The organism is Aurantimonas coralicida DSM 14790, from assembly GCF_000421645.1.
Taxonomy (GTDB): Bacteria; Pseudomonadota; Alphaproteobacteria; order Rhizobiales; family Rhizobiaceae; genus Aurantimonas; species Aurantimonas coralicida.
In genome coordinates, this window is the sequence record NZ_ATXK01000011.1 from 115,034 (window position 1) to 134,214 (window position 19,181).

Annotated in this window: 19 protein-coding genes; 10 read left to right on the forward strand and 9 right to left on the reverse strand. The window is 68.6% G+C overall.

Annotated features, from left to right (window positions below):
- Positions 1-86: 86 nt before the first annotated feature.
- A complete protein-coding gene (locus H536_RS23415) occupies positions 87-1,223 on the forward strand; it encodes a hypothetical protein (RefSeq protein WP_156421810.1) in 1,137 nt (378 codons plus the stop codon).
- Between the two features lie 13 nt (positions 1,224-1,236).
- Here H536_RS23415 and H536_RS23420 read toward each other — a convergent pair whose 3' ends face one another.
- Both H536_RS23420 and hemC read right to left on the reverse strand, forming a co-directional pair.
- Positions 1,237-1,935 carry a uroporphyrinogen-III synthase gene (locus H536_RS23420; RefSeq protein WP_024351920.1) on the reverse strand — a complete coding sequence of 233 codons (699 nt, stop codon included), beginning with the start codon at positions 1,933-1,935 and terminating at the stop codon, positions 1,237-1,239.
- A gap of 16 nt (positions 1,936-1,951) precedes the next feature.
- A complete protein-coding gene (hemC, locus tag H536_RS0118810) occupies positions 1,952-2,887 on the reverse strand; it encodes a hydroxymethylbilane synthase (protein ID WP_024351921.1) in 936 nt (311 codons plus the stop codon).
- A 209-nt stretch (positions 2,888-3,096) separates the two neighbouring features.
- Here hemC and tsaD point away from each other — a divergent pair, with 209 nt between their 5' ends.
- The 6 genes from tsaD to H536_RS0118840 all read left to right on the forward strand — a co-directional run bounded on the left by tsaD (position 3,097) and on the right by H536_RS0118840 (position 7,006).
- Complete coding sequence (gene tsaD / locus H536_RS0118815) at positions 3,097-4,173, forward strand: tRNA (adenosine(37)-N6)-threonylcarbamoyltransferase complex transferase subunit TsaD (protein ID WP_024351922.1); 1,077 nt, start codon at positions 3,097-3,099, stop codon at positions 4,171-4,173.
- Positions 4,170-5,150 carry an NAD(P)H-dependent glycerol-3-phosphate dehydrogenase gene (locus tag H536_RS0118820; protein WP_024351923.1) on the forward strand — a complete coding sequence of 327 codons (981 nt, stop codon included), beginning with the start codon at positions 4,170-4,172 and terminating at the stop codon, positions 5,148-5,150. Before tsaD ends, H536_RS0118820 begins: the two co-directional genes overlap by 4 nt.
- A gap of 63 nt (positions 5,151-5,213) precedes the next feature.
- Positions 5,214-5,507 (forward strand): YciI-like protein, encoded by a 294-nt coding sequence (locus H536_RS0118825; protein ID WP_024351924.1) that lies wholly within the window; start codon positions 5,214-5,216, stop codon positions 5,505-5,507.
- Positions 5,508-5,515: 8 nt separating this feature from the next.
- Positions 5,516-5,953 carry an EVE domain-containing protein gene (locus H536_RS0118830; protein ID WP_024351925.1) on the forward strand — a complete coding sequence of 146 codons (438 nt, stop codon included), beginning with the start codon at positions 5,516-5,518 and terminating at the stop codon, positions 5,951-5,953.
- Between the two features lie 86 nt (positions 5,954-6,039).
- Positions 6,040-6,264: a DUF3072 domain-containing protein gene (locus H536_RS0118835; protein WP_024351926.1), complete on the forward strand. Its 225-nt coding sequence runs from the start codon at positions 6,040-6,042 to the stop codon at positions 6,262-6,264.
- Positions 6,265-6,340: 76 nt separating this feature from the next.
- Complete coding sequence (locus H536_RS0118840; protein WP_029703661.1) at positions 6,341-7,006, forward strand: class I SAM-dependent methyltransferase; 666 nt, start codon at positions 6,341-6,343, stop codon at positions 7,004-7,006.
- Between the two features lie 63 nt (positions 7,007-7,069).
- On the opposite strand, the gene H536_RS0118845 is transcribed toward H536_RS0118840, so the two are convergent.
- Both H536_RS0118845 and H536_RS0118850 read right to left on the reverse strand, forming a co-directional pair.
- Positions 7,070-9,394 (reverse strand): FdhF/YdeP family oxidoreductase, encoded by a 2,325-nt coding sequence (locus tag H536_RS0118845; protein WP_024351928.1) that lies wholly within the window; start codon positions 9,392-9,394, stop codon positions 7,070-7,072.
- A 133-nt stretch (positions 9,395-9,527) separates the two neighbouring features.
- Entirely contained in the window at positions 9,528-10,061 is a 534-nt protein-coding gene (locus H536_RS0118850) for a L,D-transpeptidase family protein (protein ID WP_024351929.1), read from the reverse strand.
- Positions 10,062-10,173: 112 nt separating this feature from the next.
- On the opposite strand from H536_RS0118850, the gene H536_RS0118855 reads away from it, so the two are divergent.
- Both H536_RS0118855 and H536_RS0118860 read left to right on the forward strand, forming a co-directional pair.
- Entirely contained in the window at positions 10,174-10,857 is a 684-nt protein-coding gene (locus H536_RS0118855; protein ID WP_009211447.1) for a response regulator transcription factor, read from the forward strand.
- Between the two features lie 226 nt (positions 10,858-11,083).
- Positions 11,084-11,539: a cyclic nucleotide-binding domain-containing protein gene (locus tag H536_RS0118860; protein WP_024351930.1), complete on the forward strand. Its 456-nt coding sequence runs from the start codon at positions 11,084-11,086 to the stop codon at positions 11,537-11,539.
- Between the two features lie 39 nt (positions 11,540-11,578).
- On the opposite strand, the gene H536_RS0118865 is transcribed toward H536_RS0118860, so the two are convergent.
- The 4 genes from H536_RS0118865 to H536_RS0118880 form a co-directional block, all read right to left on the reverse strand.
- Positions 11,579-12,385 (reverse strand): exodeoxyribonuclease III, encoded by an 807-nt coding sequence (locus H536_RS0118865; protein WP_024351931.1) that lies wholly within the window; start codon positions 12,383-12,385, stop codon positions 11,579-11,581.
- A gap of 185 nt (positions 12,386-12,570) precedes the next feature.
- On the reverse strand, positions 12,571-13,257 hold the full coding sequence (locus H536_RS0118870; protein ID WP_024351932.1) for a hypothetical protein: 687 nt from the start codon (positions 13,255-13,257) through the stop codon (positions 12,571-12,573).
- A 268-nt stretch (positions 13,258-13,525) separates the two neighbouring features.
- The gene (locus H536_RS0118875) at positions 13,526-14,170 is read right to left on the reverse strand and encodes an outer-membrane lipoprotein carrier protein LolA (RefSeq protein WP_024351933.1); all 645 of its coding nucleotides are present in this window, start codon (positions 14,168-14,170) and stop codon (positions 13,526-13,528) included.
- Between the two features lie 166 nt (positions 14,171-14,336).
- A complete protein-coding gene (locus H536_RS0118880) occupies positions 14,337-17,183 on the reverse strand; it encodes a DNA translocase FtsK (RefSeq protein ID WP_024351934.1) in 2,847 nt (948 codons plus the stop codon).
- Positions 17,184-17,390: 207 nt separating this feature from the next.
- Here H536_RS0118880 and H536_RS0118885 point away from each other — a divergent pair, with 207 nt between their 5' ends.
- Positions 17,391-17,660 (forward strand): GNAT family N-acetyltransferase, encoded by a 270-nt coding sequence (locus tag H536_RS0118885; RefSeq protein WP_024351935.1) that lies wholly within the window; start codon positions 17,391-17,393, stop codon positions 17,658-17,660.
- An 85-nt stretch (positions 17,661-17,745) separates the two neighbouring features.
- Here H536_RS0118885 and H536_RS0118890 read toward each other — a convergent pair whose 3' ends face one another.
- Positions 17,746-19,110 carry an ammonium transporter gene (locus H536_RS0118890; protein WP_024351936.1) on the reverse strand — a complete coding sequence of 455 codons (1,365 nt, stop codon included), beginning with the start codon at positions 19,108-19,110 and terminating at the stop codon, positions 17,746-17,748.
- Positions 19,111-19,181: the final 71 nt, after the last annotated feature.

A 19,181-nucleotide genomic window follows, 5' to 3' on the forward strand; every position in this document is an offset into this window, starting at 1 on the left:
CTGCCGCCGCCGCACCGCCGAAGCCGAGCCCGGAGGACCGGTCGGTCGCCGCCGATGTCGTCGTGCGGCCCGTCGATGGACCCGTGGTGCCGGTCGTGCGCGACGCGGCGCTCGTGCTGGAACTGCCGGACGAGGACGTCGTGGACCCCGTTGCGGCGGACGCTGGCTTGCTGCCGGGAGCCGTGCTGCCGGTCGTGGCTGGCGTTGCCGATGCCGGCCGCGCAGCACCCGTGGTCGAACCGGTGCCGCCCGAACCCGTCGAGGCGGGCTTGCCGGTGGTTGCAGCCGATGCGGTTGCCGATGCCGGGGTGGATGTCGGCTTGGCAGGCGAACTGCCGGTGGTCGCGGACCCACCGCTTGCGGAGGATGGTGCCGAACCGGAGGAGGCGGACGTCGGCGAAGCCGCGCCGCTGGAAGCCGCAGGCTTCGATGCGTCCTTGCCCGCGGTGGCTACCGGGCTGCCGGTCGCCGATCCCGTCGTCGGTGTTGACGTCGCGCCGCCCGATGCCGGTGTTGCGGCCGCACCACCCGTTGCAGGCGTTGCCGGCTTCGCGGTCGCGGTGGTCGCAGCCGGGGACGCGGTCGTGCTCGATGGCTTTGCAGTCGTTGCGGAGGATGCCGGTGCGGTTGCCGCCTTCGCATCGCTCGCCTTGGCGCCGGTCGCGGCGTTGGCCGAAGCCGACGTCGCAGCGGTCGCGGCGCTGGCGGAGCCGGTCTTGTCGGAGGCCTTCGGATCGCTGGCGGACTTGGCGACCGGCGACGATGTCGCTGCCGTTGCCGGCTTCGACGGCTCGGCCTTGGCCGCACCGGTCCCGGCCGTACCCGATGCCGACGCATCGCCGGTCTTGGGCTCGCTCGCACCGCGGCTCGAGGTGTACTTCACCTCGCTCTTCGCCGTGCCGGCGGACGCCGTGGACGCAGCGCCGCTCTTCGGCGCCGTCTTGCCATCCTTCGATGCGTCGGTCGGGCCGGCGGGCTTGGCAGATGCCGTCGCGCCGGTGTCGTCGTTTTTCTTGTCGGTCACCGGTTCGTTCTTTTCCGCTTTGAGATCGATCGTCTGGCCGCGCGTCTTGCTCGGCCTTGAGCGCCGGGGACGGTTGGTCATCGAAACTGCTCCATTCTCACCGGGCTTGGCAGGGATATCGGTCGATTTCCGCACCGCACGCATTCACGCTATTCGTCCTTCATTCGCACGGGCCGCGCAAGCGCCGCATCAGACCTGATCCTTCAACTAGGTTAGTCGAGCCGTTCGAAAAGCGAGGCAAGCCGGGTGTCGTCAGATAGGCGAACCGTTTCGGCGAGATTCGTGGGCAAAGCCGCGGCAATTCGCGCCGAGAGCGCCAGGATCTTCGGCGCTGGCTGGAAGAGATCGGGACAGGTCGCGACCAGTTCGCCATAGGCCGTCGCCTGCCCGGCCGACAAAAGCAGCACTGCGTCGGGCGGCCCGTCATGCAGGACAGCCGCGACGGCGCTCCGCTTCGGGCGATGGGCCACCGTCTCGTAGACCTCCCAAACGCGGCAGTCGATTTCTGCAGCGGCCAGCGCGGTTTCCAATGTTCCGGTGCGGGGCCGTCCGGCGGCATAGAGGATCGTCGCGGTCTCGCCGAGCCCTGCGCCCCGGGCCAATCGGGCCATATCCCCGGCCTCCCCCGCGGCACCCCGCACATCGGTGAAGCCGGCCGCCCGCAGCGCCGAGCCGGTCCGCTCACCGACGGCGAAGACCGGGCGCCCATCGCCCGGAAACGCCTTCGCCAGGGCCGGCACCGCGCGCATGCTGGTCGCGGCAAGCGCGGCGAAGTCGCCTGTCGGAGCGGGGCCGCCGATCGTCCGCATCGATTCCACCGGCAGAACGAGCGGCCGATGGCCGCGCTTGGCGAGCGCCTCGGCCGTCTGCACGGCCGCGTCCGCCGCGCGCAGAATCAGCACCCGGGCCATGGCCGGCCGCGCCGCGTCAGGCGCCCCAGCCGTCGAAGAAGCCCGGCCCCGCCGCGTCCAGCACGTCGCGGCCGGCCAACCGGCCCAGCGCTTCGGCATCGGTGGCGATGCCCGTGCGCCGGGTCTCGTGCATCCGGCTGCCGTCCGGCGTCAGGATCATGCCGTGCAGGGTGACCGTGCCGTCCTCGGCCAGCACCGCATGGGCGGCGATCGGCGTGCGGCAGGACCCGTCGAGTTCGGCGAGGAAGGCCCGCTCGGCGGTCAGCGCCACCGTCGTCCGCGGGTCGGCGATCGCCGCGACGAGGCCGTGCACCCGTTCGTCGCCGATCCGGTTCTGGATGCAGATCGCCCCCTGCCCCGGCGCCGGCAGGAAGCGCTCGACCTCGAGGATTTCCGTCGCGACGTCCTGCATCGCCATGCGGTTCAGGCCGGCCAGCGCCAGCAGCGTGGCATCCACCTGGCCCTCTTCCAGCTTGCGCAGCCGGCTCTGGACGTTACCCCGGAAGGTAATCACCTTCAGATCCGGGCGCATCCGCTTCAGGAGCGACTGGCGGCGCAGCGAGGCCGAGCCGATGGTCGCCCCGTGCGGCAGTTCGTCGATGGTCGCCGCCGTGCGGCCGATGAAGGCGTCGCGGACATCCTCGCGCGGCAGATAGGCGGAGACCTCCAGCCCCTCCGGCGAGGCGGTGGCCATGTCCTTGGACGAATGGGCCGCGATGTCGATGCGCCCGTCGATCAGCGCCGCCTCGATCTCCTTGGTGAACAGCCCCTTCCCGCCGACTTCCGACAGCGGCCGGTCGAGGATGCGGTCGCCGGTGGTCGAGATCACCTCGATCTCGAAGGCCTCCTCCGGCAGATCGTGCGCCGCCATCAGGCGGGCGCGCACCTCGCTCGCCTGCGCCTTGGCAAGCTGGCTGCCGCGCGTGCCGATCCGGATGATGTCGCTGGCCATGGTCTGTCCCGTCAGTTCGCTTTGCATGTCGTCGGCTCGTTCATAGGGCGGGCGAGCGCCCACCGGAACCGTCCGGGCCGGAATTTCGACCGCCGGTGACCGGTTCCGAGCGGCGATCGACGGTGGCGGGACGCGCGCCGATCGCCTATGTCGGCAGCACGCCATTACCGCCCGGACCGAACGTGACGCCTGCCAATCCGCCCCGCCCCCTGATCCTCGGCATCGAGACGAGCTGCGACGAGACCGCCGCGTCGGTCGTCGGGCGCGACGATGCGGGCGCGCCGGTGATCCTGTCCAATGTGGTGCTGAGCCAGGTCGAGGAACATGCCGCCTTCGGCGGTGTCGTGCCGGAGATCGCCGCGCGGGCCCATGTCGAGGCGCTGGACGGCATCGTGAAGGCGGCGATGGACGAGGCCGGCATCGGTTTCGACGAGCTCTCCGCCGTCGCGGCGACCACCGGCCCCGGCCTTGTCGGCGGCCTGATCGTCGGCGCCATGACCGGCAAGGCGATCGCCGCAGCGCGCCGGCTGCCCTTCCTGGCGATCAATCATCTCGAAGGCCACGCCCTGACGCCGCGCCTGACCGACCGCCTCGCCTATCCCTATCTCCTGCTGCTGGTCTCCGGCGGCCACAGCCAGATCGTGCTGGTGCGCGGGCTCGGCGCCTATGAGCGCTGGGGCACGACCATCGACGACGCGCTGGGCGAGGCCTTCGACAAGACCGCCAAGCTGCTTGGCCTGCCCAATCCCGGCGGGCCGCATGTCGAGCGGCGCGCGGCGGCGGGCGATCCGAAGCGCTTTGCCCTGCCGCGCCCGATGAAGGGCAATCCGCGGCTGGACTTCTCCTTCTCCGGCCTGAAGACGGCCCTGCGCATGGCGGCCCAGGCCGCCGCGCCGCTGTCGCCGACCGATGTCGACGATCTGTGCGCCGGTTTCCAGGCTGCCGCTGCCGACAGCCTTGCCGACCGGGTCGGCCGCGCCCTGACGCAGTTCCGCGACCGCTTTCCCGATCTGGCCGATCCGGTGCTGGCAGTGGCCGGCGGCGTCGCCGCCAACCGGGCGATCCGCACCGCGCTCGAGGTCGAGACTGCACGGACCGGCGTTCGGCTGGTCGCGCCGCCGCTGGCGCTGTGCACCGACAATGCCGCGATGATCGCCTATGCCGGGCTGGAGCGTTTCGAGGCCGGCATGGTCGATGGTCTCGACGCGCCGGTGCGCTCGCGCTGGCCCCTGGACGGGGATTCGGCGCCGATGATCGGCTTCGGCCGACGGGGAGCCAAGGCATGAGCCACTTCGCCATCATCGGCGGCGGCGCCTGGGGCACGGCGCTGGGCTGCCTCTATGCCCGGGCCGGCCACGCGCCGCGGATCCTGGCCCGCGACGCCGGGACCGTTGCCGCCATCAACGAGAGCCGGCGCAACCCGCGCTATCTGCCCGACACGCCGCTGCCGGCGGGCCTCACCGCCACCACGGACCCGGCCGAAGCCCTCGCCGGCGCCCGCACCATCCTCTTCGTTGTGCCGGCCCAGAGCCTGCGCACCGTCGCCGCCGATCTCGCCCCGCACATTGCCTCCGACGCCCTAGCGATCCTCTGCTCCAAGGGCATCGAGCGCGAGACCGGCCGCTTTGCCACCGATGTTCTGGCCGAGGTGCTGCCGGGCCGCCCCCTCGCCGTCCTCTCCGGCCCGAGCTTTGCCGCCGACGTGGCGCGCGGCCTGCCCACTGCGGTGACCATCGCGGCCGAGACCGAAGAGGCCGCCGACGCGGCGGCGCGGCGTCTATCGACCGAGACCTTTCGCGGCTATGCCACCGCCGACATGCGCGGCGTCGAGGCGGGCGGCGCGTTGAAGAACGTCCTGGCGCTGGCCGCCGGCGCGGTCGCCGGCCGCGGCCTCGGTGCCTCCGCCCAGGCCGCCATCGTCACCCGCGGCTTCGTCGAGCTGCGACGTCTGGGCGCGGCGCTCGGCGGCCGGCCCGACACGCTGATGGGCCTCTCCGGCCTTGGCGATCTGGTGCTGACCTGCTCCAGCGCCCAGTCGCGCAACTTCGCCTATGGCATGGCGCTCGGCCGCGGCGACGACCGCGCCGGGCTTAAGCTCGCCGAGGGCGTGTTCACCGCCGAGATCGCCGCCCGCCTGGCGCAGGAGCACCGCATCGACGCGCCGATCATCGCCACCGTCGCCGCCATTCTCGCCGGTCAGCTCGACATCGACGCGGCGATCGAGGCCCTGCTCGCCCGCCCTTTGAAGCGGGAAACCGTTTGAACCCGCGGCACCGGGCTGTCGCTCGCGTGCCGTTTTTCTGACCCACCAGACAAGGATCACCCGATGCTCTTTGCCATTCTCTGCGACGACAAGCCGGACAGCCTGCAGCTGCGCCTCGACACCCGCGCCGACCATCTGGCGTTCCTGCACGGTCTCGGCGACGGGCTGAAATTCGCCGGCCCGTTCCTCGGCCCCGACGACAAGCCCTGCGGCAGTCTGGTGGTGATCGAGGCGGACTCGCTGGAGGCAGCGAAGGCGACCGCGGCGAAGGATCCCTATGCGCTGGCCGGGCTCTTCGCCAAGGTCGATGTCCGCCCGTGGAACTGGGCCATCAAGAACCCGGCAGCGACGGCATGAGCGAGGGCATGCGCTACTGGCTGTTCAAGTCCGAGCCGTTCAAATGGTCCTTCGACCATCAGAAGAAGGCCGGCGACAAGGGGCAGGAGTGGGACGGGGTCCGCAACTACCAGGCCCGCAATTTCATGCGCGAGATGAAGGTCGGCGACCGCGGCTTCTTCTACCATTCCAACGAGGGCAAGGCCGTCGTCGGCATCGTCGAGGTGATCGCCGAGGCCCATCCCGATTCCACCGCCAAGGACGGCAAGTGGGAGTGCGTGGACATCAAGGCGGTGATGGACGTCCCCAATCCGGTGACCCTCGATGCGGTGAAGGCCGAGCCGGCGCTCAAGGACATGGTGCTGGTCAACAATTCCCGCCTGTCGGTGCAGCCGGTCGAACCGGACGAGTTCCGCAAAGTCTGCGAGATGGGCGGGCTCGACCCCGCCAGGGCCATGGGCAAATAGCCGCAGCGACGGCGCAACGGTGCTGTCGCGGGAACGGAGCCGCGCCATGAACATTTCCGGAACAACACAATCTTCGGAGACACGTCATGGATACTGCGAACGCCAAGGTCGACACCGGCTCGAACACCGAGAAGGACCCCGAAACCTGGACGACGGGCGGCGAGCCCATGACCGGGGCACAGGGGTCCTATCTCAAGACCCTCTGCGAGGAGACGGGCCACCCCTTCGACGAGACGCTGAGCAAGGCCGATGCGTCGATCCTGATCGACAAGCTGCGCGCCGAAAGCGATCGCGTGAAGAACGAAGCCTGATCGGTTTCCTTAAAGACGGTGCGGGCCGCTTCGGCGGCCCCGCTTTTTCATCGCCCGTACAGCCCGGCCTTCCGGCATGAAGGATCGCATTGTCCCCGCCGACGCCGAGCGCTTCATCCGCGCCAACACGGCGATCCTCGCTCCGCCCCATGTCCCGGAAATCCGGCTGCATCTGGCCGACGAGGCGCATGACCTGTGGCTGAAGACCGAGGCGGAACTGGACGCGATCGGCCTGCCGCCGCCCTTCTGGGCCTTTGCCTGGGCCGGCGGACAGGCGCTCGCCCGCCATGTCCTCGACCATCCCGAGATCGTTCGGGGCCGGCGCGTCGCCGATTTCGCGACCGGCTCCGGGCTCGTCGCCATCGCCGCCGCGCGTGCCGGCACGGCCGCCGTCACCGGCTACGACATCGACCCGTTCTGTGCCGCCGCGATCCGCCTCAATGCCGCCCTCAACGAGACACCGGTCGGCTTCGAAGCGCGCGACATCATCGGCGAGATCCCGCAGGCCGACATCATGCTTGCCGGCGACGTCTTCTTCGACGCGGACATGGCCCGGCGGATCACGCCGTGGTTCGACCGGCTGGGTGCCCAGGGCATCGCTATTCTCGTCGGCGATCCGGGTCGGGCCTATCTGCCGGCCGATCGCGTCAGCCGGCTGGCGACCTACGAAGTGCCGGTCACTCGGGCCCTGGAAGACGCCGAAATCAAGCGCACCAATGTCTGGCAGTGGACGGGCGCCTGATCGCCAGGCACCCGTCCTGCGCATGATTTCCGGGCCGTCAGCGGCGGAAGACCGGGACCCGGCTCAGGCCGCGGCCTGCCGGCCCCGCTTGGTCAGCCGCACCGGGATCGACTTGGCGGCCGGCACATGGGCCCGCCTGGAATGGTGCCAGAGCGGCAGCAGGGCGTTGAGTTCCGGGTAATAGCCGCCGCAATTGCCCTTCGGCATCGCCCAGGCATGGACCCGGTAATCCTCGACCTTGCGGACGATCCCGTCGTCGGTATGGGTCTGGACATCGACGCGGTCGTCGTTCCGAAGACCCAGCCGCTGCATGTCCTCCTCGTTCATCAGGATGACCATGCGGGTGCCGAACACCCCGCGCAGACGGTCGTCATAGCCGTAGATCGTCGTGTTGAACTGATCGTTCGAGCGCAGGGTGATCAGCTTCAGGACATCGGCGCTGGTCGTGTCGATGTCCGGGTCGACGTCGAAGGTGTCCGGGGTGAGGAAATTCGCCTTGCCGGATTCCGTGCGCCATTCGCGATAGGAGGCGCCGATGTCGCGATGGAACCCGCCGGGCGTGCCCATGCGCTTGTTGAAGTCGCGGAAATCGGTCGGATAGGCCCGCTCGATCGCGTCGCGGACCTTGGCGTAGTCGCCGACCCATTCATCCCACGGCACGGTCGATTTGCCCGGCACCAGCGCCTTGGCGAGTTCGGCGACGATCTTGGGCTCCGACAGGAGCTCGCGCGACGCCGGCTCGCGGTGGCCGAAGGAGGCATGGATGCAGGCGGTCGAATCCTCCATGGAAACCGTCTGCGGCCCGCTCGCCTGCGTGTCGCGCTCGATGCGGCCGATGCAGGGCAGGATGTAGTTGATCTCCGCCGTCAGCAGGTGGTTGCGGTTCAGCTTTGTGGAGATCTGGACATTGAGGCGCATACGCCGCCAGGCATCCTCCATGCGGGCCGTGTCGGGAATGGCGCGGGAGAAATTGCCGCCCAGCGCCACGAAGGCCTTCACCGATCCGTCGAGAATGCCCTCGCAGGTTCCGATCGTGTCGAGACCGTCTTCCTTGGGAACCGTGAAGCCGTAGAACTCCTCGAACTTTTCCACCGGGATCAGCTTCAGCTTCTCGGTGATGCCGACGGTGCGCTGGCCCTGCACGTTGGAATGGCCGCGGATCGGCGAGATGCCGGCGCCCGGCTTGCCCATCATGCCGCGCATCAGGAGGAGGTTGACCAGCATCTGCACGTTCTCGATGCCGTGCCGGTGCTGGGTGAGGCCCATGCCGTAATTGCCGATGACCTTCTCGGCCTTCGCATAGACCCGGCCGACATGCTCCAGCTCGTCCCGCGGCAGGCCGGAGCAGCGCACGATCTCGTCCCAGTCCGCCTGCCGCACGAAGCGCTCGAACTCGTCGAAGCCGTGGCAATGCGTCTCGATGAAATCGACGTCGAGCACTCGCGACCGGCCGGTCTCCCGGGCCGCATCGTCGAGGGCGAAGACCGCCTTGGCGATGCCGGTCATGGCCGCGATGTCGCCGCCGCCGCGCACCTGGTAATAGTCGCTCGACATCTTCGTCCCCTCGTCGGGGGACAACATCTCCGTCGGCGATTGCGGGTTCTTGAAGCGCATCAGGCCGCGCTCCAGCACCGGATTGAAGGTGATCACCGGCGCCCCGCGCTTGCGCGCCTCCTGCACCCAGTGCAGCAGCCGCGGCGCATTGGTGCCGGTGTTGTGGCCGAAGAAGAACATCATGTCGCACTGGTCGAAATCGTCCAGCGTGACCGTGCCCACCGGCGAGCCGATCGATTCCGGCAGGCCGACCGACGTGGATTCGTGGCACATGTTGGAGGAGTCGGGCAGGTTGTTGGACCCGTAGATCCGCGCCATCAGCTGCCACATATGCGAGGTCTCGAGCGCGGCGCGGCCCGAGACGTAGAACACCGCCGATTTCGGATCGATGGCGTTGAGCTCGGCGGCGATCTCACGGAAGGCGTCCTCCCACTTCACCGGCACATACTGGTCGAGCGTGCGGTCGTAGCGCATCGGGGTCGTCAGCCGGCCCTGCTTCTCCAGATCGTGGTCCGTCCACTCCAGAAGCTCGCTCACCGTATGCTTCGCGAAGAACTCGCGGTCGCAACGCTTCGGCGTCGTTTCCCAGATCGTCGCCTTGGCGCCGTTCTCGCAATATTCGAAGGTATGCGGCTCGGCGGGCTTGGCCCAGGAGCACGAGACGCATTGATAGCCGTCGGCCTTGTTCTGCTTCTGCAGGGTCGCCCACAGGGTGGACGCCAGCATGCCCTCGTCCTTGGCGTGGGACAGGAGCGACTTGACCGAGCCCCAGCCGCCGGTCGGCTGGTCATATTGTTCGATGGTCGGATTGTCGGTGTTTTCGCTGCGTTCCATGTCCGTCTCCATGCAACCTGTCAGGAGAGCTCAGGAGCCACTCCCGGCAAACCGTAAGCCTGACGGGTCAACTCCGCAGGCTCGCACGCGGTTGCATGTGACGAATTGTCGGGCCGCTGAAGAACGCCGCGCGTCAGCGCTGCACCACCAGCCTTGCGCCGCGCCTCAGATACGGCGCCAGCCGCAGCATGTCGGCCGGCGCCACCGCGACGCAGCCCTGCGTCGGTGGATAGCCGGGCTTGGCGACATGCAGGAAGATCGCGCTGCCGCGGCCCCGGCCGCGCTGCCGGATGTTCCAGTCGAGCACCACGACGAAATTGTAGAGGCGGTCGGCACGCGCCATTCGCTCGGCACTCGCCGGAAACGGCAGCCGGACATGGCGATTGTAGGCCGCGTGGTTGGGCGCGTCGCACCATCCGTCCACATCGGCCCGGATCCGCCGGATCGGCAACGGCGCGGCCGGGCGCGCCATCCGGCCCGGCCGGTGCCAGGCCGACAGCACGTCCATCGCGGCGACCGGCGTCGCGCCGTCGCCTTCGCGCTTGAAGATCGTCGTGCCCGACCGGCCGAGCGCGCAGGGCAGGCGCAAAGGCCCGGCACACAGGATGCCGCGACGGGGATTGCCGGGCGCGCGCCGGACCATCAGCACCGGTTTTTTTGGAATCATTCGCAACTGGACCATGACACGGCGGGAAAACCGCCTATGTCTATCACGAATTGTTACAGCCGCGAGCCGCTCCGTCGGCGCGACGGCAGAGAAAACCGGGCGACGATATCGCATGAGCGTACGCAGCATTCTCATCGTCGATGACGACACCGATCTTCGGCAGACCCTGGCCGACCAGCTCTCCCTCCACGAGGAGTTCACGGTCCTGCAGGAGCCCGACGCGACCAAGGGCATCAATGCCGCGCGGGCCGGGCTGATCGACCTCGTGGTGATGGATGTCGGCCTGCCCGACATGGACGGCCGCGAGGCGGTGAAGGTCCTGCGCAAGACCGGGTTCAAGGCGCCGATCATCATCCTGACCGGCCAGGACACCGACGCCGACACCATTCTCGGCCTCGAGGCGGGGGCGAACGACTACGTCACCAAGCCGTTCCGCTTTGCCGTGCTGCTGGCCCGCATCCGCGCCCAGCTGCGCCAGCACGAGAACAGCGAGGACGCCACCTTCCAGGTCGGCCCCTACATCTTCAAGCCCAGCCAGAAGGTGCTTCTCGACGACAAGGGCGGCAAGATCCGCCTGACCGAGAAGGAGACGGCGATCATCCGCTATCTCTACCGCGCCGACCGCCGGGTGATCACCCGCGACGTGCTGCTGGAGGAGGTCTGGGGCTACAATTCCGGCGTCACCACCCACACGCTGGAGACCCATGTCTACCGGCTGCGCCAGAAGATCGAGGCGGACCCGTCCAGTGCGCGGATCCTGATCACCGAATCCGGCGGCTACAAGCTCGTCCCCTGATGCTGGCCGCCCCGGAAAGCTGCGGATGAGCGCTGCCTGCCGGTCGGAAGCGGCAGGTCGTGAGTTTCCATCAATTCGCCGCTCCCGTATAACCATTCGCTAACGCTCCCTTGGCGGGGAAACAGGTCCGGCTGCGCCGGGCAACGAAACGACGGGCAGCCAGAGCTGCGACGGTGCTGGTCAACGGGCCGCCGCGAACCCGGCAGGAGATCGGTGCGCCGACCAGATGAGTCTCGAAAGCGACATCGCCGTCCTGCGCAACGTGCCCCTGTTCGAGGATCTGCATGCCGACCAGTTGCGGCTGCTGGCCTTTGGCGCCGAGCGCCGGCGGCTGCACCGCGACGAGTTCGTGTTCCGCGAGGATGCCCGCTCCGATGCCGGTCTGGTCATCGTGTCGGGCGAGATCGCGCTGCTGCGCGGCCGGCCGGAGCGCCAGATCGTCGTCGGCACCTACGGCCCCGGCACGCTTCTGGGCGAAATGGCCCTGATCACCGAGACCCGTCGCCCGACAAGCGCCCGCACGCTGACCGACTGCGAGCTGATCCGCATCACCCGGCCGCTGTTCCGGCGCATGCTGGAAGAATATCCCGACTACGCCGCCGGTCTTCACGCCAAGCTGAAGGCCCGGTTGGCCGAGATGACCGGCGACATCCTCGCCATGGAACACCGCTTCACGAGTTGAACCCAGGGCCGCGCCCGCAAGGGGCGCCCGTTCCCTAACTTAATCGATGTTGAAGCTCGCCAGCACCGGCACGTGGTCGGAGGGCCGCTCCCAGCTGCGTGCGGCGCTCATCACGTCGATCGTGGTCAGGGCCGGCGCGAGGTCCTGCGATCCCCAGATATGGTCGAGGCGTCGGCCGCGATTGGACGCCGCCCAGTCCTTGGAACGGTAGCTCCACCAGGTGAAGAGCTGCTCGTCCATCGGCACGTGATGGCGCATCAGGTCGGTCCAGCGCCCGTCGGCCTGCGCCCTCAGCAGCCCCTCGCATTCGATCGGCGTATGCGAGACCACCTTCAGAAGCTGCTTGTGCGACCAGACGTCGGTCTCGAAGGGGGCGATGTTGAGATCGCCGACGAGCAGCGAGGAGACGCCCGGCTCGGCCTCGGCGCTGATCAGCCGCATCTCCTCGATGAAGTCGAGCTTGTGCTTGAACTTGACGTTGACCTCCGGATTCGGCTCGTCACCCCCCGCCGGCACATAGAAATTGTGCACCCGCAGCCGCCGCCCGCCGATGCTCAGCCGCGTCGACAGATGGCGCGCATCGCCGATCTGGCAGAAATCCTGGCGCACGATGTCGTCGAAGGGCTGCTTCGAGACCGTGGCGACGCCGTGATAGCCCTTCTGGCCATGGATCGCGATGTGCTCGTAGCCGAGCGCCTTGAAGGCCTTTTCCGGAAACTGGTCGTTCGGGCACTTGGTCTCCTGCAGGCACAGGATGTCCGGCTGCCGCTCTTCCAGGAGCCGCTGCACCAGGGGCATGCGCAGGCGCACCGAATTGATGTTCCAGGTCGCGATGGTGAAGGGCATGGGCAGTTCCGGCGAAAACACGATGGGGCCCCCGCTTAGGCGGCCTGCCGGCACCGTTCAAGTCTTGCCCGCTCATGCAACCGGCGCCGCACGAGGCGGCGCCGGTCCGGTACGGTATGGCGAAGAAGCCGAAGGCCGGCACAGTCCTGCCGCCGTGCCGCGGCCCCACTCCAGCCGAAGGCCGATCAGCGGACCTGCTGCACGACCTTGCAGAGCGCCACGAGACCGCGGTCGAAGGCGTTCGGATCGGCCATGATGCCGGCGCAGCGGCGCACCATCGCCGTCTGCTCCGACCGCGACATGCCCTCGAAGGCCGCATGATAGCGCGCCTCGTCTCCGTCGAAGCCCTGCGCGGCGCCCGGATTGGGGATCTGCGGGCCGGTCGGCGCGGGCACGGCGGTGCCGCCCGGCTGCTGCGCCGTGCCGCCAAGGGAGACGCGGCCGTTCGTGTCGATGCCGTTCTGGCCGCCAAGGGCGACAGACACGCCCGCATCGGCGCCGCTGCCGCCGCCAACCGAGGCCCCGACACCGGCGTTCACGCCATTGCCGCCACCGATGGATGCACCGGCCCCCGCGTTGACGCCGCTGCTGCCACCGACCGAGGCCCCCGCACCAGCGTTGACGCCATTGCCTCCGCCAACCGATGCGCCGGCGCCCGCGCCGACACCGCCGCCGTCATGGCCTCCGGCCGAGGCGCCAGCCCCGGCACTGATGCCGCCGCCGCCACCGACCGACGCGCCCACGCCGGCACTGACCCCGCCGACGGAGGCGCCGACGCCCGCGCCAATCTGCGCCAGTGCGGGCGACGCCACCGCAAGCGCCGATCCGACAAGAAGAGTAGAAAGGATGATCCGAGGGTTTGCTGCACTCATGACTGCCTCCTTTTCTCGTGACTGCCGAACAGCAGTCGTCGAGCGGTTAATCCAGTCGGAGGACGGATCGTTTCAGGCCACCCGTCTTGCGTTAATCTTTTGATTAACACCGGGTAACCATGAAAAACCTGTTTCGAGCAAGATATTGCGCTGCGATACGCAGGGCGATGCCGGTCTTGGCGCCGCGGGATCGTGCCCGCGGCCGCCGAAGCGTGAACCGGCGAAGCGCCGCAGGGCTAGGCTTGCCAGCCCCGCGACGCGGGCCGCGTCAGTTGCCGGTCTGGCCCTGGGCGATCGCGGTATAGGGGATCTTGAACGTCGATTCGGCGATGTCCCCGCCATGCTTGACGTTGTAGATCATCACCGTGGTGTCCTTGCCCTGCTGGTCGCGGATCGTCCACTGCTTGAGTTCGTAGCTCTTCGGATCGAACATCAGCGTGATCCGCGAATTGCCGAAGATCGAGCTGTCGCCCATGACGATCGTCGTCAGGTCCGGCTCTTCCTTGACGCTCTGGATATTCGCCTGGGAGAGGTCGATCCGCCGGTCGAGCAGCAGCTTAAGCGGCGTCTTCGACAGCGGATAGGTGTCCCAGGTGTTCAGCTTCTTGTTGTTGATCGCCACGGTGGAGCCGTCGGCGATCACCCGTAGCGGCTGCTGGGTGTAGTCGAAGCGCACCTTGCCGGGCTTCTCGATATAGAACTTGCCCTCGGTCTGCCGGCCGTTCGGATCGAACTGCACGAAATCGCCGTGCATCGAGGGGATGCCGGCGAAATGATCGGCGATCTGCTGGGCGCCGGCCTGCGCCGCGGCAGGACCGGCCGCCATCGGACCGCAGACCGCGGCGACGGCAAGCGTCGCAGCCAGGGCGCGGGTCGTGGCGAAGCGGGAGATAATGTCGAATGTCTTGGCCATGGTGATGGATACTTCCCTTGTTCCGAAGTCCGCCCTTCGTCTCATGCGGGGGATATAGGGCCCCGGAGCCGTTTCGGCGCGGGGGGCCCTTCCTTGGACGTCAGTCTGGGGGAGCAATGGGGCGCGCGTGCGGCGCACTGGCCTTGTTTCGCGCGCCCTCCGGCGATCACATGCGGTCGTCTTCGGTCGGCACCAGGATCTCGCGCTTGCCGGCGTGGTTGGCCGCGCCGACGACGCCCTCGCGCTCCATCCGCTCGATGATCGAGGCGGCGCGGTTGTAGCCGATCGACAGCCGCCGCTGGACGTAGGAGGTAGAGGCCTTGCCGTCGCGCAGGACGATCGCCACCGCCTGGTCGTAGAGGTCGGCGCCCTCGTCCGGCTCGCCGCCGCCCGAACCGCCGCCGGAGCCGCTGTCGCCGCCATCTTCCTCGTCCTCCTCGAGGATCGAGTCGAGATAGTCCGGCACGCCCTGGCTCTTCAGGTGATTGACGATGTCCTCCACCTCGGCGTCGTCGACGAACGGGCCGTGGACGCGCTGGGTGCGGCCGCCGCCGGCCATGAACAGCATGTCGCCCATGCCCAGGAGCTGCTCGGCGCCCTGCTCCTGCAGAATGGTGCGCGAGTCGATCTTCGAGGTCACCTGGAAGGAGATACGGGTCGGGAAGTTGGCCTTGATCGTACCGGTGATGACGTCGACCGACGGGCGCTGGGTCGCCATGATGACGTGGATGCCGGCGGCGCGGGCCATCTGCGCCAGGCGCTGCACCGTGCCCTCGATGTCCTTGCCCGCGACCATCATCAGGTCGGCCATCTCGTCGATGATGACGACGATGTAGGGCAGCGGCGACAGGTCGAATTCCTCGGTCTCGAAGATCGGCTCGCCGGTCTCGCGGTCGAAGCCGGTCTGGACCGTGCGCGAGATCGTCTCGCCCTTCTCCATGGCGGCCTTCACCCGGGCATTGAAGCCGTCGATGTTGCGCACGCCGACCTTGGACATCTTGCGATAGCGGTCCTCCATCTCGCGGACGGTCCACTTCAGCGCGACGACCGCCTTCTTGGGGTCGGTGACCACCGGGGCCAAGAGATGCGGGATGCCGTCATAGATCGACAGTTCCAGCATCTTCGGGTCGATCATGATCAGGCGGCACTCGGCCGGGGTCATCCGGTAGAGCAGCGACAGGATCATGGTGTTGATCGACACCGACTTGCCCGAGCCGGTGGTACCGGCCACCAGCAGATGCGGCATCTTGGCGAGGTCGGCGATCACCGGCTCGCCGCCGATGGTCTTGCCCAGCGCCAGCGGCAGCTTGGCCTTGTTCTGGATGAACGCGTCGGAGCCGATCATCTCGCGGAAATAGACCGTGTCGCGACGCTGGTTCGGCAGCTCGATGCCGATGGCGTTCTTGCCGGGAATGACCGCGACGCGGGCGGCGATGGCGCTCATCGAGCGGGCGATGTCGTCCGACAGGCCGATGACGCGCGACGACTTGATGCCGGGTGCCGGCTCCAGTTCGTAGAGGGTGACGACCGGGCCCGGACGGACCTCGATGATCTCGCCCTTGACGCCGAAATCCTCCAGCACGCCTTCGAGCAGGCGGGCATTCTCCTGCAGCGCCTCGGGCGACAGCGAGCTGTCGCGGCTGCGCGGCTTGGGCGGCGTCAGGAATTCGATCGACGGCAGCTCGAAGCGCACCGGGTCGGCGACCGTGGTGACCGGCTTCAGGGCCGTGGCGCGGCCGGAGCCGGTGCGCAGGCGCTGCTGTTCGGCGGTGACGGTGGCCTGCGGCACGACGCGCACGCCGGCATCGGGCTGCGGGGCTGCGGCGCGCTGCGGCGGCCGGGCGGGTGCGCCCTGCCCTTCGGCACGGCCGCGTGGCTCGCTGCGCGGCGCTTCGGCGGCCGGCGCCTTGCGGCCCGGGAAGGCGACGATGTTGCCGGCCAGAAGCCCGCGCCAGCCGCCGTTCTCCTCGGGAATCGGTGCGGCGTTGGGCGACACGCGGTCGGCGGGGCCGACTACCATGGCATCGTCGCCGAGGGCCGGCTGCGCCTCGTCGAAGCTGCCGTCATAGGCCGCCGGCTCGTCGCCATAGGGCACGTCATCCTGCCAGTTGCCGGCATCGGTCATGCCGTCATCCTCGGGATAATCCGCCATCGGGTCGTGATATCCGGCGCCGGTCTCGACCTGCGCCGCGACGCGGATCTCGCGCCCGCTCTGCATCTGCGGCTGCTGCGCGGCCTGCGGCGTCGCGAAATCGTCGTCCTGCCAGTCGTCGAAGCGATCGCCGAATTCCGCCGGCTCGCGCGCGGCGCGCCGGGCTTCGAGGTGACGCTGCACCGAAGAGCGGACCGAATAGGCGGTATGGGCCAAAGCGCCGATGGCCAGCGCCACGCGGCTTTCGCCGGCCTCCTCGTCCTCATCCTCGACGGGACGGCGGCGAGTGTCCGCCACGGGCCTGGCGCGGTTGCGATCGATCAGACCGGCGCCGTTGAGGAACAGCCAGCCGGCCGGCGCGGCGATCATCACCGCGAAGACGAAGCCGAGAAAGCCGCTCGGATAGGCGCCGGTGGCCAGCGCCGGGAATTTCAGCACGATGTCGCCGGCCACGCCCCCAAGCCCGATCGGCAGCGGCCAACCGGCCGGGGCCGGCAGGCAGCCGAGGGCCGCCGAGGCGAGAACGATGCCGGCCAGCGCGTACCAGGCGCGGCGCCAGATATGATCGACGGACAGACCGGACAGGAACAGAAGGCCCCAGATCGCCGGCAGCGCGACGAGTAGCGCCGCGCCCAGGCCGAAGATCTGCATGGCGAGATCGGCGACCACGGCACCGGCCGGACCGGCCCAGTTCTCGACCATGTTCTGGTTCGACTGGCTCAGCGACGGATCACTGACCGTCCAGGTGGCGCAGGCGACGCCCAGATAGGCCGCCAGGCCGATCAGACCTGCCGCACCGCAGAGTTCGCCCTGCCGCCGGATGAAGGAAGTTTGGCTGTCGCCACTCGCCGTCGATGCCATCGTGTCCTGCCTGTCTCGTCGTCGCGGACCGGCCCGAAGCGGCGGGTCCACTGCTTGCGCGGAGAGTAGGCGCGGCTGGTTAAGACCCGTTTAAGCTTAAGAGGAAGTTGCGGCGGCTGCGGCAAAGCCCGCCGGAACCGCCTCCGGCTTGCCACGGCCAGCCTTGCCTCCCATGTCGCGGCCGACAGTGACAGATGGAGCAAAGGCATGGACATTCGCCACGAGAATCACGGCGGCAAGGGCCGCTTTTCGACGCCGGGCGGCAAGTCGGAGCTGACCTACACGATGGCCGGCGAGACGACGGCGATCTTCGAACACACCTATGTGCCGGCCAGCGAACGCGGCCAGGGCATCGCCGCGAAACTTCTGGCCGCGGCGGTCGACTGGGCCCGCGGCGCCGGCGTGACCGTGGTGCCGCAATGCTCCTACGTTCAGGCGCAGTTCCGCCGCCATCCCGAATACCGCGAGCTTCTTTGAGGGCGGCGCCGGCCGCCTCCCCTTGCAAACGCCAACGGGGACGGGCTTGCGCTCGTCCCCGTCGAGTCAGCCTTGGGAGGATGGCTTAGGAGTGGTAGGCGACCTCGCCGTGATAGGCGAGATCGAGGCCCTGGCGCTCGGCCTCGGCGGTCGGCCGCAGCCCCACGGCCATGTCGACGAGCTTGAACAGGATCGCCGAGATGACGCCGCACCACACGATGGTGACGAGGACGGCCCAGATCTGGATCATGGTCTGCCCGGCGATGGAGAAGTCCGCATCGCCCGTGCCGCCCAGCCAGGGCGCGGTGAAGATGCCGGTGCCGATCGCCCCGACGATGCCGCCGACGCCGTGGATGCCGAAGACGTCGAGGCTGTCGTCATAGCCGAACTTGTTCTTCACGACATCGACGAAGAAGTAGCAGATGCCGCTGGAGATCGCGCCGAGCACGATCGCTCCGACCGGCCCGACCGTGCCACAGGCCGGGGTCACCGCGACGAGGCCGGCGACGATGCCGGAGGCTGCGCCCAGCATCGAGGCCTTGCCGCGCATCATCGTCTCGATCACGCACCAGGCGACCAGCGCGCCGGCCGTGGCGGTGAAGGTGTTCAGCATGGCCAGCACCGCGCCGCCGGTCGCCTCGAGATTCGAGCCGGCGTTGAAGCCGAACCAGCCGACCCACAGGATCGAAGCGCCGACCATGGTCAGCGTCATCGAGTGCGGGGCCATCATGTCGCGGCCGAAGCCGGCGCGCTTGCCGACGAACAGGCAGCCCACCAGCGCCGCGATGCCGGCATTGATGTGGACGACGGTACCGCCGGCGAAATCGAGCGCGCCCCAGTTGAAGATCAGGCCCGAGCCGTCCCACACCATGTGGGCGATCGGGAAATAGACCAGCGTCACCCAGAGCACGGTGAACAGCATCACCGCCGAGAACTTGATGCGCTCGGCGAAGGCGCCGACGATCAGGGCGGGCGTGATGACCGCGAAGGTCATCTGGAAGGCGATGAACAGATATTCCGGCAGCGCGACCCCGTCGGTGAAGGTGGCCGCGGTGGAATCGACGGTCACGCCGGCAAGGAACAGCTTGCCGAAGCCGCCCCAGTAAGGGCTGGTGCCGCCGCCGAACGCCATGGAGTAGCCGTAGACCACCCAGATGATCATCACGACGCCGGCGATGACGGTGCACTGCATGAGCACCGACAGCATGTTCTTGGCCCGCACCAGCCCGCCATAGAACAGCGCCAGGCCCGGCAGTGTCATGAACAGGACGAGCAGCGTCGCGGTCATCATCCAGGCGACGTCGCCCTTCTCGACGACGGGCGCTGCCGCCGCAGCCGCATCAGCCACCGCGGCCTCCTGGGCCAGCGCCGGACAGGCAAGCGCCGCGGCAAGGCCGAGGCCTGCGGCGAGAGCCGGCAGATGGCGTTTCAGACGGGAAGTGGTGACCATGTCGCTCTTCTTTCCAGTGCGCCCCTGAAGGGGCCGGAGAGGAAGCGTCGCGGCGCTCCCGCGGGCAGACA

Coding starts and splice junctions, on each gene's coding strand:
- H536_RS0118885 (WP_024351935.1), top strand. CDS start 17,391: ATGGACATTCGCCACGAGAATCACGGCGGCAAGGGCCGCTTTTCGACG.
- H536_RS0118870 (WP_024351932.1), bottom strand. CDS start 13,257: ATGAGTGCAGCAAACCCTCGGATCATCCTTTCTACTCTTCTTGTCGGA.
- H536_RS0118880 (WP_024351934.1), bottom strand. CDS start 17,183: ATGGCATCGACGGCGAGTGGCGACAGCCAAACTTCCTTCATCCGGCGG.
- hemC (WP_024351921.1), bottom strand. CDS start 2,887: ATGGCCAGCGACATCATCCGGATCGGCACGCGCGGCAGCCAGCTTGCC.
- H536_RS0118860 (WP_024351930.1), top strand. CDS start 11,084: ATGAGTCTCGAAAGCGACATCGCCGTCCTGCGCAACGTGCCCCTGTTC.
- H536_RS0118820 (WP_024351923.1), top strand. CDS start 4,170: ATGAGCCACTTCGCCATCATCGGCGGCGGCGCCTGGGGCACGGCGCTG.
- H536_RS0118825 (WP_024351924.1), top strand. CDS start 5,214: ATGCTCTTTGCCATTCTCTGCGACGACAAGCCGGACAGCCTGCAGCTG.
- H536_RS0118865 (WP_024351931.1), bottom strand. CDS start 12,385: ATGCCCTTCACCATCGCGACCTGGAACATCAATTCGGTGCGCCTGCGC.
- H536_RS0118875 (WP_024351933.1), bottom strand. CDS start 14,170: ATGGCCAAGACATTCGACATTATCTCCCGCTTCGCCACGACCCGCGCC.
- H536_RS23420 (WP_024351920.1), bottom strand. CDS start 1,935: ATGGCCCGGGTGCTGATTCTGCGCGCGGCGGACGCGGCCGTGCAGACG.
- H536_RS0118835 (WP_024351926.1), top strand. CDS start 6,040: ATGGATACTGCGAACGCCAAGGTCGACACCGGCTCGAACACCGAGAAG.
- H536_RS0118840 (WP_029703661.1), top strand. CDS start 6,341: ATGAAGGATCGCATTGTCCCCGCCGACGCCGAGCGCTTCATCCGCGCC.
- H536_RS0118890 (WP_024351936.1), bottom strand. CDS start 19,110: ATGGTCACCACTTCCCGTCTGAAACGCCATCTGCCGGCTCTCGCCGCA.
- H536_RS0118850 (WP_024351929.1), bottom strand. CDS start 10,061: ATGATTCCAAAAAAACCGGTGCTGATGGTCCGGCGCGCGCCCGGCAAT.
- H536_RS0118855 (WP_009211447.1), top strand. CDS start 10,174: ATGAGCGTACGCAGCATTCTCATCGTCGATGACGACACCGATCTTCGG.
- H536_RS0118830 (WP_024351925.1), top strand. CDS start 5,516: ATGCGCTACTGGCTGTTCAAGTCCGAGCCGTTCAAATGGTCCTTCGAC.
- H536_RS0118845 (WP_024351928.1), bottom strand. CDS start 9,394: ATGGAACGCAGCGAAAACACCGACAATCCGACCATCGAACAATATGAC.